Annotated in this window: 12 protein-coding genes; 3 read left to right on the top strand and 9 right to left on the bottom strand. The window is 61.1% G+C overall.

Annotated features, from left to right (window positions below; all coding sequences use genetic code 11):
• Positions 1–79 precede the first annotated feature (79 nt).
• The 3 genes from AC1MDC_RS18580 to AC1MDC_RS18570 all read right to left on the bottom strand — a co-directional run bounded on the left by AC1MDC_RS18580 (position 80) and on the right by AC1MDC_RS18570 (position 2,695).
• Positions 80–1,438: an 8-oxoguanine deaminase gene (locus AC1MDC_RS18580; RefSeq protein WP_085703492.1), complete on the bottom strand. Its 1,359-nt coding sequence runs from the start codon at positions 1,436–1,438 to the stop codon at positions 80–82.
• 183 nt (positions 1,439–1,621) lie between these two features.
• Positions 1,622–2,308 carry an SDR family oxidoreductase gene (locus AC1MDC_RS18575; RefSeq protein WP_085701019.1) on the bottom strand — a complete coding sequence of 229 codons (687 nt, stop codon included), beginning with the start codon at positions 2,306–2,308 and terminating at the stop codon, positions 1,622–1,624.
• 36 nt (positions 2,309–2,344) lie between these two features.
• Positions 2,345–2,695 carry a MerR family transcriptional regulator gene (locus AC1MDC_RS18570; protein WP_085700934.1) on the bottom strand — a complete coding sequence of 117 codons (351 nt, stop codon included), beginning with the start codon at positions 2,693–2,695 and terminating at the stop codon, positions 2,345–2,347.
• An 83-nt stretch (positions 2,696–2,778) separates the two neighbouring features.
• Between AC1MDC_RS18570 and AC1MDC_RS18565 the strand changes: the two genes are divergently transcribed.
• Complete coding sequence (locus tag AC1MDC_RS18565) at positions 2,779–3,195, top strand: hypothetical protein (protein WP_085700933.1); 417 nt, start codon at positions 2,779–2,781, stop codon at positions 3,193–3,195.
• Here AC1MDC_RS18565 and AC1MDC_RS18560 read toward each other — a convergent pair.
• From AC1MDC_RS18560 to AC1MDC_RS18535, 6 genes are all read right to left on the bottom strand, one after another.
• On the bottom strand, positions 3,192–4,118 hold the full coding sequence (locus AC1MDC_RS18560) for an ABC transporter permease (RefSeq protein ID WP_085609257.1): 927 nt from the start codon (positions 4,116–4,118) through the stop codon (positions 3,192–3,194). The two genes, AC1MDC_RS18565 and AC1MDC_RS18560, sit on opposite strands and share 4 nt — an antisense overlap.
• The gene (locus AC1MDC_RS18555; RefSeq protein ID WP_085700932.1) at positions 4,118–5,224 is read right to left on the bottom strand and encodes an ABC transporter permease; all 1,107 of its coding nucleotides are present in this window, start codon (positions 5,222–5,224) and stop codon (positions 4,118–4,120) included. Before AC1MDC_RS18555 ends, AC1MDC_RS18560 begins: the two co-directional genes overlap by 1 nt.
• A 12-nt stretch (positions 5,225–5,236) precedes the next feature.
• A complete protein-coding gene (locus tag AC1MDC_RS18550; RefSeq protein ID WP_085700931.1) occupies positions 5,237–6,787 on the bottom strand; it encodes an ABC transporter ATP-binding protein in 1,551 nt (516 codons plus the stop codon).
• Between the two features lie 536 nt (positions 6,788–7,323).
• Positions 7,324–7,905 carry an IMPACT family protein gene (locus tag AC1MDC_RS18545; RefSeq protein ID WP_085700930.1) on the bottom strand — a complete coding sequence of 194 codons (582 nt, stop codon included), beginning with the start codon at positions 7,903–7,905 and terminating at the stop codon, positions 7,324–7,326.
• Between the two features lie 8 nt (positions 7,906–7,913).
• A complete protein-coding gene (locus AC1MDC_RS18540) occupies positions 7,914–8,564 on the bottom strand; it encodes a TetR/AcrR family transcriptional regulator (protein ID WP_085700929.1) in 651 nt (216 codons plus the stop codon).
• A gap of 95 nt (positions 8,565–8,659) precedes the next feature.
• Positions 8,660–9,580: a LysR family transcriptional regulator gene (locus AC1MDC_RS18535; protein WP_085690635.1), complete on the bottom strand. Its 921-nt coding sequence runs from the start codon at positions 9,578–9,580 to the stop codon at positions 8,660–8,662.
• Between the two features lie 139 nt (positions 9,581–9,719).
• Here AC1MDC_RS18535 and aptA point away from each other — a divergent pair, with 139 nt between their 5' ends.
• Together aptA and AC1MDC_RS18525 are read left to right on the top strand one after the other, a co-directional pair.
• On the top strand, positions 9,720–11,069 hold the full coding sequence (gene aptA / locus AC1MDC_RS18530) for an omega-aminotransferase AptA (protein ID WP_480393465.1): 1,350 nt from the start codon (positions 9,720–9,722) through the stop codon (positions 11,067–11,069).
• Between the two features lie 76 nt (positions 11,070–11,145).
• The gene (locus AC1MDC_RS18525; protein WP_011332326.1) at positions 11,146–12,639 is read left to right on the top strand and encodes a CoA-acylating methylmalonate-semialdehyde dehydrogenase; all 1,494 of its coding nucleotides are present in this window, start codon (positions 11,146–11,148) and stop codon (positions 12,637–12,639) included.
• Positions 12,640–12,903: the final 264 nt, after the last annotated feature.

The raw sequence follows: 12,903 nt of genomic DNA, 5'->3' as shown, positions 1-12,903 counted from the left end.
TCCGCGTCCTACGCTGGGACGCAGAGCGTCCCGGTATGCATTCCCACGCGGAGCGTGGGAACGATCAGAGGGGGGGAGATCAGGTGCCGGCGATCAGCTGCCGGGCCGCCTGGCTGTGATCGGCAATCAGGCCTTTGAGATCCAGGCCTTCAACCTGCCCGTCAACCACACGCCACTTGCCGCCGACCATCACCCGATCCGCACGATCCGCGCCGCACAACAGCAGCGCCGAGATCGGGTCATGGCTGCCGGAGAAGCGCAGTTCATCCAGCTTGAACAACGCCAGATCCGCCTGCTTGCCCACCGCCAGTTCACCGATATCGGTGCGGCCCAGCAGGCTCGCCGAACCCTTGGTCGCCCAGCCCAGCACACGTTCCGGGGTGATCTTCTCGGCGCCATAACGCAGGCGCTGGATGTACAGCGCCTGACGTGCTTCGAGGATCATGTTCGACGCATCGTTGGATGCCGAACCATCCACACCGATACCGAACAACGCGCCGGCATCGGTCAGTTCGATGCTCGGGCAGATGCCGGATGCCAGGCGCATGTTCGAGCTCGGGCAGTGGCAGATACCGGTGCCGGCCGCGCCGAGACGGGCGATTTCGTCGGGGTTGAAATGGATGCCGTGGGCCAGCCAGGTGCGCGGGCCTAGCCAGCCGACGCTGTCCAGATAATCCACGGTGCGCAGGCCGAAGCGTTGCAGGCAGAAATCTTCTTCGTCGAGGGTTTCGGCGAGGTGAGTGTGCAGGCGTACATCAAGCTTGTTCGCCAGTTCGGCGCTGGCGGACATGATTTCCGGGGTCACCGAGAACGGCGAGCACGGCGCCAGAGCGATCTGGATTTGCGCACCGTCGCCACGTTCGTGGTACTCGTGAATCAGCCGCTGACTGTCGTCGAGAATCACCTGGCCTTCCTGCACGGTCTGCTGCGGCGGCAGGCCGCCGTCCTTCTCGCCGAGGCTCATCGAGCCACGGGTGAGCATGGCGCGCATGCCCAGTTCGCGCACGGTTTCGACTTGCACGTCGATGGCGTTTTCCAGGCCATCCGGGAACAGGTAATGGTGGTCGGCAGCGGTGGTGCAACCCGACAACAGCAACTCGGCCAGCGCGACTTTGGTGGCGAGGGCGAGTTTTTCAGGCGTCAGGCGCGCCCAAACCGGGTAGAGGGTTTTCAGCCACGGGAACAACGGCTGATTGACCACCGGCGCCCAGGCGCGGGTGAGGGTCTGATAGAAGTGGTGGTGGGTGTTGATCAGGCCCGGCAGGATCACGTGTTCACGGGCGTCGAACACTTCATTGCAGGGGGCGGAGGGTTGCTGGCCAGCGCCGAGCACTTCGGTGATCACACCGTCTTGCAGCACCAGGCCGCCACGGGCATCGAGACCGTTGGCCGTGAAAATGGCGAGGGGATTTTTTAACCAGATACGGGTCGCAGGCATTGTGGCCGGCTCCTCTGAAAGTTGGGTTCAGGGTTGCCAGCTCAGTGTTGCCCTGTCTGCTGATCCAGGGTCGCCGCGAAGGACGAGGTGCGGAGTTTCGAACAAAATGTTGCGACGGGCAAGCCCGATCCGACCAGACACCGGGATAACCCTGCGGGAGCAAACCCCCACAGGGTCCAGCGGTTACCAGGGAATGGTTTCACCCTTGTAGTTCACGAAGTGATGGCCGCCCTTGCCGGCAAACGCGCCCACTTGATCCACCAGGCCACGGGTGCTGGTCTCCACGTCGATGTCGGCGCCTTCGCCGCCCATGTCGGTCTTCACCCAGCCCGGATGCAGCGACAACACCGTGAGTTTCTGCTCGCCCAACTGAGTGACGAAGCTGTTGGTCATCGAGTTCAGCGCCGCCTTGCTGGCCTTGTACAGCGCCAGTTCCGGCGCGTCGGGCATGGTCACGCTGCCCAGCACCGAACTCATGAACGCCAGCACGCCGCTGCCGTCGCGAATCTGCCCGACGAAGCGCTGGGCCAGATTGATCGGCGCCACGGCGTTGGTGAAGAACAGCTGACCGACTTCCGCCAGCGTCGCGCCGCCCGGCGTCTGGACTTCAGGCCCCTTGACCCCGGCGTTGACGAACAACAGGTCGAAGGTCTCGCCCTTGAGCTTCTGGCTCAGGGCGATTACCGCTTGCTGGTCATCCATGTCGAGTTTTTCGATCTGTACGTTACCCAGTGCTTTGAGCGCCTCGGCGTTGGAAGGATTGCGAACCGTGGCGGTGACTTGCCAGCCGTCGGCCAGCAGGGTTTTCACCAGTCCCAGGCCCAGGCCCCGGGAGGCGCCGATGATCAGTGCGTGCTTGGCAGAATTCAATGCGGACATGATGGGCTTTCCTCGAAAGTTGAAAGATCACGGGTTCAATGGACAGCGTTGACCGAGCCGATGCTGCAATTCGTGGCGCAGCTCGCCGAGTTCGGCGATGCGGGTTTCGACCAGCTTGAGTTTGTCTTGCAGTAGTTGCGTGACGGTGGTGTCGGGATTTGGCGATTGCCACAACGCGCCAACGCTGCTGCCGATCTCGCCGAGGGTAAAGCCCAGACGCTGCGCCGTTTTGATGTAGAGCACCAATTGCACCATCTCCGGCGGATAGTCGCGATAACCGTTGGCGCTGCGTTGCGCCGCGATCAATCCGCGCTCCTCGTAAAAACGCAGCGTGTCACGGCTGACATCGCAGGCCTGGGCCAATTCACCGATGCGCATCTTGCAGGTCTCGAAAGTGTTTGACCCTGGAGCATACTCCAGGCTTTACCGTGGTTGCTCCCTGAATTTTCGGAGCAAGGATGATGTGGACTTCAACGCAGTATCGGCAGTTGGTGCGCGGCAGCGCCTGGTATGACTTGATCGTGACGGCGGCGTTTGTCACACCGTGGAGTTTTGCTGTGTTGCATGGGTTGCTGACGGCACTGAGTCAGGCGCTGGAGCTGCCCGGCGAGCTGCCGCCGTTCGAACCGGCGCATCTGCTGATAGCCAATCTGTTTGGTTCGGTAGTGTGCTTGTGGGCGGTGCTGCGGATTCGTGATCCGCAGCCGGTTTATGGGCGCTATGACGCGGTGGCCCGGTTTCTGTTCGCCGCGTGGATGACGTATGCCCTGGCCCACGGCGCCAGTTCTTTGGTGGTGGGTTTCCTGGTGCTCGAACTGGCGTGGGGCATCGCTCAGGCGTTGCCGGTTCGGCCGCTGTCGCGAGCCGTCACGGTTTAATGCCCGGCCTGCCACGGCTGCCCCAGTGACACCGGCGCATACAGCCGCGTACGCACTGCATCCCGCGACAACAACACCAGCACCAGAATGGTCGCGACATACGGCAGCATCGCCAGCAAACTCGAAGGAATCGCCAGCCCCAACCCCTGCGCCACCAGGTGCAGGATGCTGGCGAGTCCGAACAGATACGCGCCGAGCAACAGTCGCCACACCCGCCAACTGGCGAACACCACCAGCGCCAGCGCAATCCAGCCGCGTCCGGCGGTCATGTTCTCGGCCCACATCGGCGTGTACGCCAGCGACAGATAAGCCCCGGCCAGCCCGGCCATCGCCCCGCCGAACAATACGGCCAGGGTACGCACGGTCAGCACCGGCAAACCCATGGCGCTGGCTGCGTCGGGATTCTCGCCGACCGCTTGAATGATCAGCCCGACACGGCTCTTCACGATCACCCAGGCTACCAGCGCAAACAGCGCGAACGACAGGTACACCAGCAGATCCTGGGCAAACAGCATGCGGCCGATCAGCGGGATTTCGCTCAAGTAAGGAATGGCCAGCGGCTCGAAACCGGCCAGCGGTTTGCCGACCCACGCTGCGCCGACAAAGGTCGACAGGCCCACGCCAAAAATTGTCAGTGCCAGCCCGGTCGCCACCTGATTGGCGTTGAACACCAGCGCCACCAGGGCAAACAGCGACGACAGCAACATCCCGGCAAGCATCGCCAACACAACGCCCAACCAGAGGTTGCCGCTGTTGAACGCGACGATGAAACCGATCACCGCGCCAAACAGCATCATGCCTTCCTGACCAAGGTTGAGTACGCCGCTCTTCTCGCAGATCAATTCGCCCAATGCCACCAGCAGCAGTGGCGTACCGCAGCGCACCATGGCGTAGAAAATATTGCTCAGCAGATCGATATCCATCACAGCGCTCCGGCAGTTACGGCGGTGGTAGAAGTGCGCCGTACCCAGCGCAGGTTCAGGCGTGGCCGATAGAGGATCAGCACGTCACAGGCCAGCAGGAAAAACAGCATCATTCCCTGGAACAGCTGGGTGATCGCCTGTGGCAGATTCAACGTCATCTGTGCGCTCTCGCCACCGATGTACAGCAGCGCCATCAACAGGCTGGAAAACAGAATCCCGATCGGATTCAGCCTGCCGAGAAACGCCACAGTGATCGCTGCATAGCCGTAACCTGGCGAGACCTGCGGCACCAGTTGGCCGATCGGTCCGGTGACTTCGCAGACACCGGCAAGCCCCGCCAACCCGCCACTGATCAGCAGTGCGAGCCAGATCAGACGTTTCTCGCGAAACCCGACAAATCCTGCAGCACGCTTGTCCAGCCCCAACACCTTGATCTGGAAACCGACGAAACTTTTCTGCAGCAACACCCACACCGTGACCAGCGCGAGCAAGGCGAAATACACGCCGATATGTGCGCGACCGTCCTCCATCAACAGCGGCAGGCGGCTGGCGTCGCTGAACATTGCCGACTCGGGAAAATTGAACCCGGCCGGGTCTTTCAGCGGCCCGTGCACGCAGAACAGCAACAGGTTCAGCGCGATGTAATTGAGCATGATGCTGGTAAGGATTTCGTTGGCGTTGAAGCGAGTGCGCAACCAGGCGGTGAGCCCGGCCCACGCGGCGCCGGCGAGGGTGCCGGTGAGCAGGATCAGCACCAGCGCCCAGTGGCTTTGCATATCAATGATGTTCACCGCCAGCGCACTGCCGGCCAGAGCGCCGAGCAGCAACTGGCCTTCGGCGCCGATGTTCCAGATCCGCGCCTGATAGGCCACTGCGAGGCCGAGTGCGCACAACAGGATCGGCAGGGTTTTGACCAAGAGTTCGGAAACGCCATACAGGTCACTGACCGGAGCGATCAGCAACGTGTGCAGAGTCTTCAGTGGATCATGGCCAAGGGCGACGAACAGCAACGACCCGCAGACCAGCGTCAGCGCCGCCGCCAGCACTGGCGAGCACCACAGCATCAGGCGCGATTGCCGGCCTCGGGGTTCAAGGGAAAGCAACATGGGAAAACTCCGTTAAACCGTGGCCGGTTGTGATTTAGGGGTGTCGAATTGGCCGGCCATCCAGCCGCCGACGTCGCTGAGGCGGGTCAGCGCGGTGTCCTGCAACGCCGACAGACGCCCGCCGCACAGCGCGCCGAGGCGATCGCTGATCTGGAACAGTTCGTCGAGGTCTTCGGAAATCACCAGAATCGCCGCCCCGGCATCGCGCAGGGCAATCAGAGCGCGGTGGATGGTGGCCGCCGCGCCGACATCCACGCCCCAGGTCGGATGCGCGGCGATCAGCAGTTTCGGTTGCTGGAGGATTTCCCGGCCAAGGATGAATTTCTGCAGATTGCCGCCGGACAGGCTGCGGGCAGCGGTTTGGGTGCCCGGGGTTTTCACGCCGAAGCGCTGGATGATCGTTTCGGCGAGGGCTTCGACCTTGCCGCGCTCGATCAAGCCGTGGCTGACCAGGCCTTGTTGGAAGGCGGTAAGCAGGGCGTTGTCCGCCAGGCTCATGTCCGGCACCGCGCCATGCCCGAGGCGTTCGGCGGGGACGAACGCCAGACCGAGTTTGCGTCGCGCATCCGGGCGCAGATCGGCGACAGCGTGTTCTCGGAAGCGGATGGTTGACGCTGCGTTGTTGGGCAATGTCTGTTCGCCGCTGAGCAAGGCCAGTAACTCGTCCTGACCATTGCCTGCCACGCCAGCGATGCCGACGATTTCACCGCTGCGCACCTGCAGGTCGATGTCGCTCAGTGAACAGCCAAACGGATCCGGGTTGTGCCAGTTCAATCCGCTGACCTGCAAAAACGCCGCGCCGCCGGTGGCTTTCGTGAACTCGCCGATCAATGTCGCGGCGTCGCCCACCATCAATTGCGCCAGTTGCCGATCGCTGCAATCGGCCGGCACGCAATGCCCGGCAACCCGCCCGCTACGCAGCACCGTGGCGCTGTGGCACAAGGCGCGCACCTCACCGAGTTTGTGGCTGATGAACAGAATGCTGCAGCCCTCGGCCGCCAGCCGGCGCAGGGTGATGAACAACTCGTCGGCTTCCTGCGGCGTGAGCACCGAGGTCGGTTCATCGAGAATCAACAGGCGAATGTCTTGCATCAGGCAACGAACGATCTCGACCCGTTGCCGCTCGCCGATTGACAGGCTGTGGACAAGTCGCTGGGGCTCCAGCGCCATGCCGTATCGGCGCGACACTTCACGGATTTTCGCTTCAAGCTGTTTCGGCGAACCGGCCGCCGGACCCATCGCCAGTGCGATGTTTTGCGCAACGCTCAGAGTCTCGAACAGCGAGAAATGCTGAAACACCATGCCGATCCCCAACTGCCGCGCCTGAGCGGGGTTGCGCATGGTCACCGGTTGACCCTGCCACAGCATCTCACCCGAATCGGCGTGGGTGACGCCGTAGATGATTTTCATCAACGTACTTTTACCGGCACCGTTTTCACCGAGCAGCGCGTGGATTTCACCGGGGGCGATGCTCAGGTCGATGGCGTCATTGGCGAGGCAACCGGGATAACGCTTGCTGATGTGGCGCAGTTGCAGGCGCGGTGGGGACGTGGGATTTGGCATGACAGGCTCGGGTTGCTTGGAGTTGTGCCTGTGGATAAAGCAATTTCCTGGCCATTGAGTCAGGAACGCGGGCGGCCGCTGTTTGCCAGCCTTTGGCGCAGAGCCTGTGAAGTAAGTTCGACGTCTTGTGCGGCACCACATGAGGGCAAAGCCGTTGATCAGGCTCCAGTTTTGCCCGCGCCTGGCTGATCAAAAAACGAGCAACCCCGTCCAAGCCATACAGAACCGGCGACTGCGCCAGCCATGAACGGCTTATCCACAGGTTGCTCCACAGTATTTGTGCGCAAGACAGAATCCCGGGCATAAGCACTGCCGGGCTTTCTTCTAAAGGCGATAAACAACGCTAAGCGATTGTTTTTACGTGAAATTGTTCGCCGGGTCAGCCGTTTGGACGAAAAGTGAGCAAATCCCGCAAAGCCACGTGACAGAAGGGTTACAGCAGCCTGTGCTCAGGTTATCCACAGCCGGGTGCACAGCGGATGTGGGCAAGTCACGGGCATAAGCAAACGGCTTGTGCCCCAAAAAAGGACGAGGGCTCAACGCTGCAGCAGGATTCGTCCACGGCTCAGATCGGCCAACTGTTTCTGCAGCAGCTCAATGTGCGCTTCGCCCACGGCCAGTTGCAACTCGACACCATTGGCGGTGAAGTTTTCTTCCACCACCAATCCGCCCAGATCCGCAACCCGCAGCTTCACCAGCGCCAGTTCGCCAAAGGCGCAGGCGCAACGCACGGGCACACGACTGATCAATTCGATCTTCGGCGCTGCTTGCAGGCATTTGTTGGCGCCGCCGCCATAGGCCCGGGCCAGACCGCCGGTGCCCAGTTGAATGCCGCCGTACCAGCGGATCACCAGCACCGCGACCTGATCGCAGTCCTGCGCTTCGATGGCCGCGAGAATCGGTCGACCTGCTGTGCCACCGGGTTCGCCGTCGTCGTTGCTGCGGTACTGATCGCCAAGTTTCCACGCCCAGCAATTGTGCGAGGCATTCAAGTCGCTGTGTTGCTCGATGAAGGCTTGCGCCTCAGTGGGGCTTGCGATCGGCGCGGCGAAGGTGATGAAACGGCTTTTGCGAATCTCTTCGCGAAATTCGCAGAAGCCGCTGAGGGTGAATGGCATAAAACGACTTATATGGAAGAAGTGAGGCCGCAGCCTTTGAGGATGATGCGGATCAGATTGTTGCCGGCGTCTTCCATGTCTTGCTTGGTCAACTTGCTGCGACCGGTCACCCGGCAGATCTGGGTGGCGAAGTCGGCGTAATGCTGGGTGCTGCCCCACAACAGGAAGATCAGGTGCACCGGGTCGACCGGGTCCATTTTGCCCGCGTCGATCCAGGCCTGAAATACACTGGCGCGGCCCTGGAACCAGGCGCGGTAATCCTGGTTGAAGTATTCGGTCAGGCATTCGCCGCCGCTGATCACTTCCATCGCAAAGATTCGCGACGCTTGCGGCTGGCGCCGGGAAAATTCCATTTTCGCGCGGATGTAGCGGGTCAGCGCTTCGGCCGGATCGTCTTCGGCCGTCAGGGTGTTGAAGGTGCTGTCCCACAATTGAAGGATGTTGCTCAGCACGGCCACGTACAGACCCAGCTTGTTGGTGAAGTAGTAATGCAGGTTCGCCTTGGGCAGCCCGGCCTTGGTGGCGATGGTGTTCATGCTCGTGCCTTTGTAACCGTGACGGGCAAACTCGTCTTCGGCGGCTTTGATGATGGTCTCTTCGTTCTTCTGACGAATGCGGCTGGCGGGTTTGCCGCCGTGAGCGGGGACTTCAAAGGTCATAGGCACTTCCGGGTTTGTCTGTGGGGTGCAACCAGTTGCGTTGATAGCGCAACCGTCGGCGCGGGACAAGCCCCGGTCGAATAAAACCCCGGTCATCAGCGGGTGGCGGCCAGGCTTTCGAGAAAGCTTTCCAGTACCAGATGCGGGCGACGGCCCTTGCGGGTGACCGAGGCCAGGCTCAAGTCGTAGAACCGCGTACTGGCCTTGAGCGCGCGCAAGCGACCTTGTTGCACCCAGAGGCTGGCGTAGTGATCCGGCAGGTAGCCGATGTAGCGCCCGGTCAGAATCAGGAACGCCATGCCTTCACGGTCGGAAGCGCTGGCGGTGCAATTGAGGGCCTGATAGTGCGCCTGGATCTCCGCCGGCAAACGGAAGGTCGGGGCAATGGCGTCCTGACTGTTGAGGCGCTTGTCATCCAGCTGTTTATCGTCGACATAAAACAGCGGATGACCCACTGCGCAGTAGAGAAGCGAACGTTCGCTGTACAGCGGCTGATATTCCAGTCCCGACAACGCACTGGCCTGCGGCACCACGCCGACATGCAGGCGTCCGTCGAGCACGCCTTGCTCGACTTCGTTGGGGGCGATCATGCGAATCTGGATCTGCACGTCCGGCCCGCGCTCTTTCAACTGCGCGAGCGCGTGGGTGATGCGCATGTGGGGCAGGGTGACGAGGTTGTCGGTCAGGCCGATGATCAATTCGCCTCGCAAATGCTGGTGCAGGCCGTTGACCTCGGTGCGGAAACTTTCCAGCGCACTTAAAAGCTGCAGCGCCGATTGATAGACCTCGCGACCCTCCTCGGTCAGCGAGAAACCCGCGCGCCCGCGTTGGCACAGACGCAGTCCGAGACGCTGCTCCAGATCGCTCATCTGCTGGCTGATCGCCGAGCGACCGATGCCGAGCACGGTTTCCGCCGCCGAGAAGCCGCCGCACTCCACCACGCTGCGAAAAATCCGCAGCAGACGAATGTCGAAGTCACTGACCTGGGCCAGTGGATCGGGGCGGCGGCTGCTCATGCTGTTGTTCTCATTGTTTAGCAGAGTTCTAACTGAAGGTTAGAAGAGTTGAATTTCACCGACTTTATCCGCGTGGCAATTTAGCTGCAACAACGCTTTTTATCTCTCTGAAGCTTATTGCCCTGCGAGGTTTTGCCCGATGAACATGCCTGAAAACGCGTCGTCGCCACTGGCCAGCCAACTGAAGCTGGACGCGCACTGGATGCCGTACACCGCCAACCGCAACTTCCAGCGCGACCCGCGTTTGATCGTCGGCGCCGAAGGCAGCTGGCTGATCGACGACAAGGGTCGCAAGGTGTATGACTCTCTGTCCGGTCTGTGGACCTGCGGTGCAGGGCATACCCGCAAGGAAATTCAGGAAGCGGTGGCCAAGCAGTTGGGCACTCTCGATTACTCGCCGGGCTTCCAGTACGGCCACCCGCTGTCGTTCCAGTTGGCGGAAAAAATCACCAACCTGACGCCGGGCAACCTGAATCACGTGTTCTTCACCGACTCCGGTTCCGAGTGCGCCGATACCGCGGTGAAAATGGTCCGTGCCTACTGGCGCCTGAAAGGCCAGTCGACCAAAACCAAGATGATCGGCCGTGCCCGTGGCTATCACGGCGTGAACATCGCCGGCACCAGCCTCGGCGGCGTCAACGGCAACCGCAAACTGTTCGGTCAGGCAATGATGGATGTCGATCACCTGCCGCACACCTTGCTGGCGAGCAATGCGTTCTCCCGTGGCATGCCGGAGCAGGGCGGTATCGCGTTGGCCGATGAACTGCTGAAGCTGATCGAACTGCACGATGCGTCGAACATCGCAGCGGTGTTCGTCGAGCCTATGGCCGGTTCCGCTGGCGTACTGGTTCCGCCACAGGGCTACCTCAAGCGTCTGCGTGAAATTTGCGATCAGCACAACATCCTGCTGGTGTTCGACGAAGTGATCACAGGTTTCGGCCGTACCGGCACCATGTTCGGTGCAACGACTTTCGGTGTGACTCCGGACCTGATGTGCATCGCCAAGCAAGTCACCAACGGCGCGATCCCGATGGGCGCGGTGATTGCCAGCTCCGAGATCTACCAGACTTTCATGAACCAGCCGACCCCGGAATACGCTGTGGAATTCCCGCACGGCTACACCTACTCGGCGCACCCGGTGGCTTGCGCCGCGGGCCTGGCGGCACTCGACCTGCTGCAAAAGGAAAACCTGGTGCAGAGCGTGGCCGAAATCGCACCGCATTTCGAAAACGCCCTGCATGGTCTGAAAGGCGCGAAGAACGTCATCGACATTCGTAACTTTGGTCTGGCCGGTGCGATCCAGATCGCGGGTCGTGACGGCGACGCCATCGTGCGTCCGTTCGAAGCCGGTATGGCGTTGTGGAAAGCCGGGTTCTATGTGCGCTTCGGCGGCGACACGCTGCAGTTCGGCCCAACTTTCAACAGCAAGCCGCAAGACCTTGATCGTCTGTTCGACGCGGTCGGCGAAGTGCTGAACAAGCTCGACTGATTTTCCTTCTATATAGCTACGCCAATGGCAGGCGCCTCTTGCGGGCGTCTGCGCACAAGAATTCAGGAGTTCCCCGATGAGCGTTATCCCGCATTTGATCAATGGCGAACTGGTGACCGAGAACGGTCGCGCGGTCGATGTGTTCAACCCGTCCACCGGTCAGGCAATCCACAAGCTGCCGCTGGCCAGCCGCGAAACCATCCAGCACGCCATCGATGCCGCCAAGGCTGCATTCCCGGCCTGGCGCAACACGCCACCGGCCAAGCGTGCTCAGGTGATGTTCCGCTTCAAGCAACTGCTGGAGCAGAACGAAGCACGCATTGCGCAACTGATCAGCGAAGAACACGGCAAGACTCTGGAAGACGCGGCCGGTGAACTGAAGCGTGGTATCGAGAACGTCGAGTTCGCCTGCGCAGCGCCGGAAATCCTCAAGGGCGAGTACAGCCGCAACGTCGGCCCGAACATCGATGCCTGGTCCGATTTCCAGCCGCTGGGCGTAGTGGCCGGCATCACCCCGTTCAACTTCCCGGCCATGGTGCCGCTGTGGATGTATCCGCTGGCGATCGTCTGCGGCAACTGCTTCATCCTCAAGCCATCCGAGCGTGATCCAAGCTCGACCCTGCTGATCGCGCAACTGCTGCTGGAAGCCGGTTTGCCGAAGGGTGTGCTGAGTGTCGTGCATGGTGACAAGACTGCGGTGGACGCGCTGATCGAAGCGCCGGAAGTCAAAGCGCTGAGCTTTGTGGGTTCGACGCCGATTGCCGAATACATCTATGCCGAAGGCACCAAACGCGGCAAGCGCGTTCAGGCGCTGGGCGGGGCGAAGAACCACGCGGTGTTGATGCCGGATGCGGATCTGGACAACGCGGTCAGCGCCCTGATGGGCGCGGCTTACGGTTCTTGCGGCGAGCGCTGCATGGCGATTTCTGTAGCCGTGTGTGTGGGCGATCAGGTGGCGGACGCACTGGTGGCCAAACTGGTTCCACAGATCAAGGCGCTGAAAATCGGTGCCGGCACTTCTTGCGGTCTGGACATGGGGCCGCTGGTTACCGGTCAGGCACGCGACAAGGTCAGCGGTTACGTCGAAGATGGCGTGGCGGCGGGCGCGACCCTGGTAGTCGACGGTCGCGGGCTGAGCGTTGCCGGTCATGAAGAAGGTTTCTTCCTGGGTGGCTGCCTGTTCGACAATGTCACTCCTGAGATGCGCATCTATAAAGAAGAGATCTTCGGGCCGGTTCTGTGTGTCGTCCGGGTGAACAGCCTTGAAGAGGCGATGCAACTGATCAACGATCATGAATACGGCAACGGTACTTGCATCTTCACTCGTGATGGTGAAGCAGCGCGTCTATTCTGCGACGAGATCGAAGTCGGCATGGTCGGCGTCAACGTTCCATTGCCGGTGCCGGTGGCTTACCACAGCTTTGGCGGCTGGAAGCGTTCGCTGTTCGGCGACCTGCATGCTTATGGTCCGGATGGCGTGCGCTTCTATACCCGTCGCAAGGCGATCACCCAGCGCTGGCCGCAGCGTGCGAGCCATGAAGCTTCGCAATTCGCTTTCCCTAGCTTGTAAGTAGAAGAGCAGTGCAAAGAAGGCCGACCTATTAAGGTCGGCCTTCGCGTTTCGGGGCTTTTTTGACCGATATGACAGATTTGTGAAAATAAGTGTTGACGGCAGATTCTGAATCTCTATAATTCGCCCCACTTCCGGCGCAGTCGAAACGGAAAACTCCTTGAGATTCAATGAGTTAAGTGAGTTTCGAAGGCGGGCCGCTTCAGTTCATAGAAGCCTGGAAGGCGTTGGAAATGCCGGTTTGTTGGGCGCTTTCAGCGATTC

The organism is Pseudomonas sp. 1, from assembly GCF_056626735.1.
This window is presented reverse-complemented; position numbering and strand designations above follow the sequence as displayed.

Excerpts from the sequence above, each read along its gene's own strand:
- AC1MDC_RS18580 (WP_085703492.1), bottom strand. The coding sequence starts at position 1,438 with ATGCCTGCGACCCGTATCTGGTTAAAAAATCCCCTCGCCATTTTCACG.
- AC1MDC_RS18570 (WP_085700934.1), bottom strand. The coding sequence starts at position 2,695 with ATGCGCATCGGTGAATTGGCCCAGGCCTGCGATGTCAGCCGTGACACG.
- AC1MDC_RS18565 (WP_085700933.1), top strand. The coding sequence starts at position 2,779 with ATGTGGACTTCAACGCAGTATCGGCAGTTGGTGCGCGGCAGCGCCTGG.
- AC1MDC_RS18560 (WP_085609257.1), bottom strand. The coding sequence starts at position 4,118 with ATGGATATCGATCTGCTGAGCAATATTTTCTACGCCATGGTGCGCTGC.
- AC1MDC_RS18555 (WP_085700932.1), bottom strand. The coding sequence starts at position 5,224 with ATGTTGCTTTCCCTTGAACCCCGAGGCCGGCAATCGCGCCTGATGCTG.
- AC1MDC_RS18550 (WP_085700931.1), bottom strand. The coding sequence starts at position 6,787 with ATGCCAAATCCCACGTCCCCACCGCGCCTGCAACTGCGCCACATCAGC.
- AC1MDC_RS18545 (WP_085700930.1), bottom strand. The coding sequence starts at position 7,905 with ATGCCATTCACCCTCAGCGGCTTCTGCGAATTTCGCGAAGAGATTCGC.
- AC1MDC_RS18540 (WP_085700929.1), bottom strand. The coding sequence starts at position 8,564 with ATGACCTTTGAAGTCCCCGCTCACGGCGGCAAACCCGCCAGCCGCATT.
- AC1MDC_RS18535 (WP_085690635.1), bottom strand. The coding sequence starts at position 9,580 with ATGAGCAGCCGCCGCCCCGATCCACTGGCCCAGGTCAGTGACTTCGAC.
- aptA (WP_480393465.1), top strand. The coding sequence starts at position 9,720 with ATGAACATGCCTGAAAACGCGTCGTCGCCACTGGCCAGCCAACTGAAG.
- AC1MDC_RS18525 (WP_011332326.1), top strand. The coding sequence starts at position 11,146 with ATGAGCGTTATCCCGCATTTGATCAATGGCGAACTGGTGACCGAGAAC.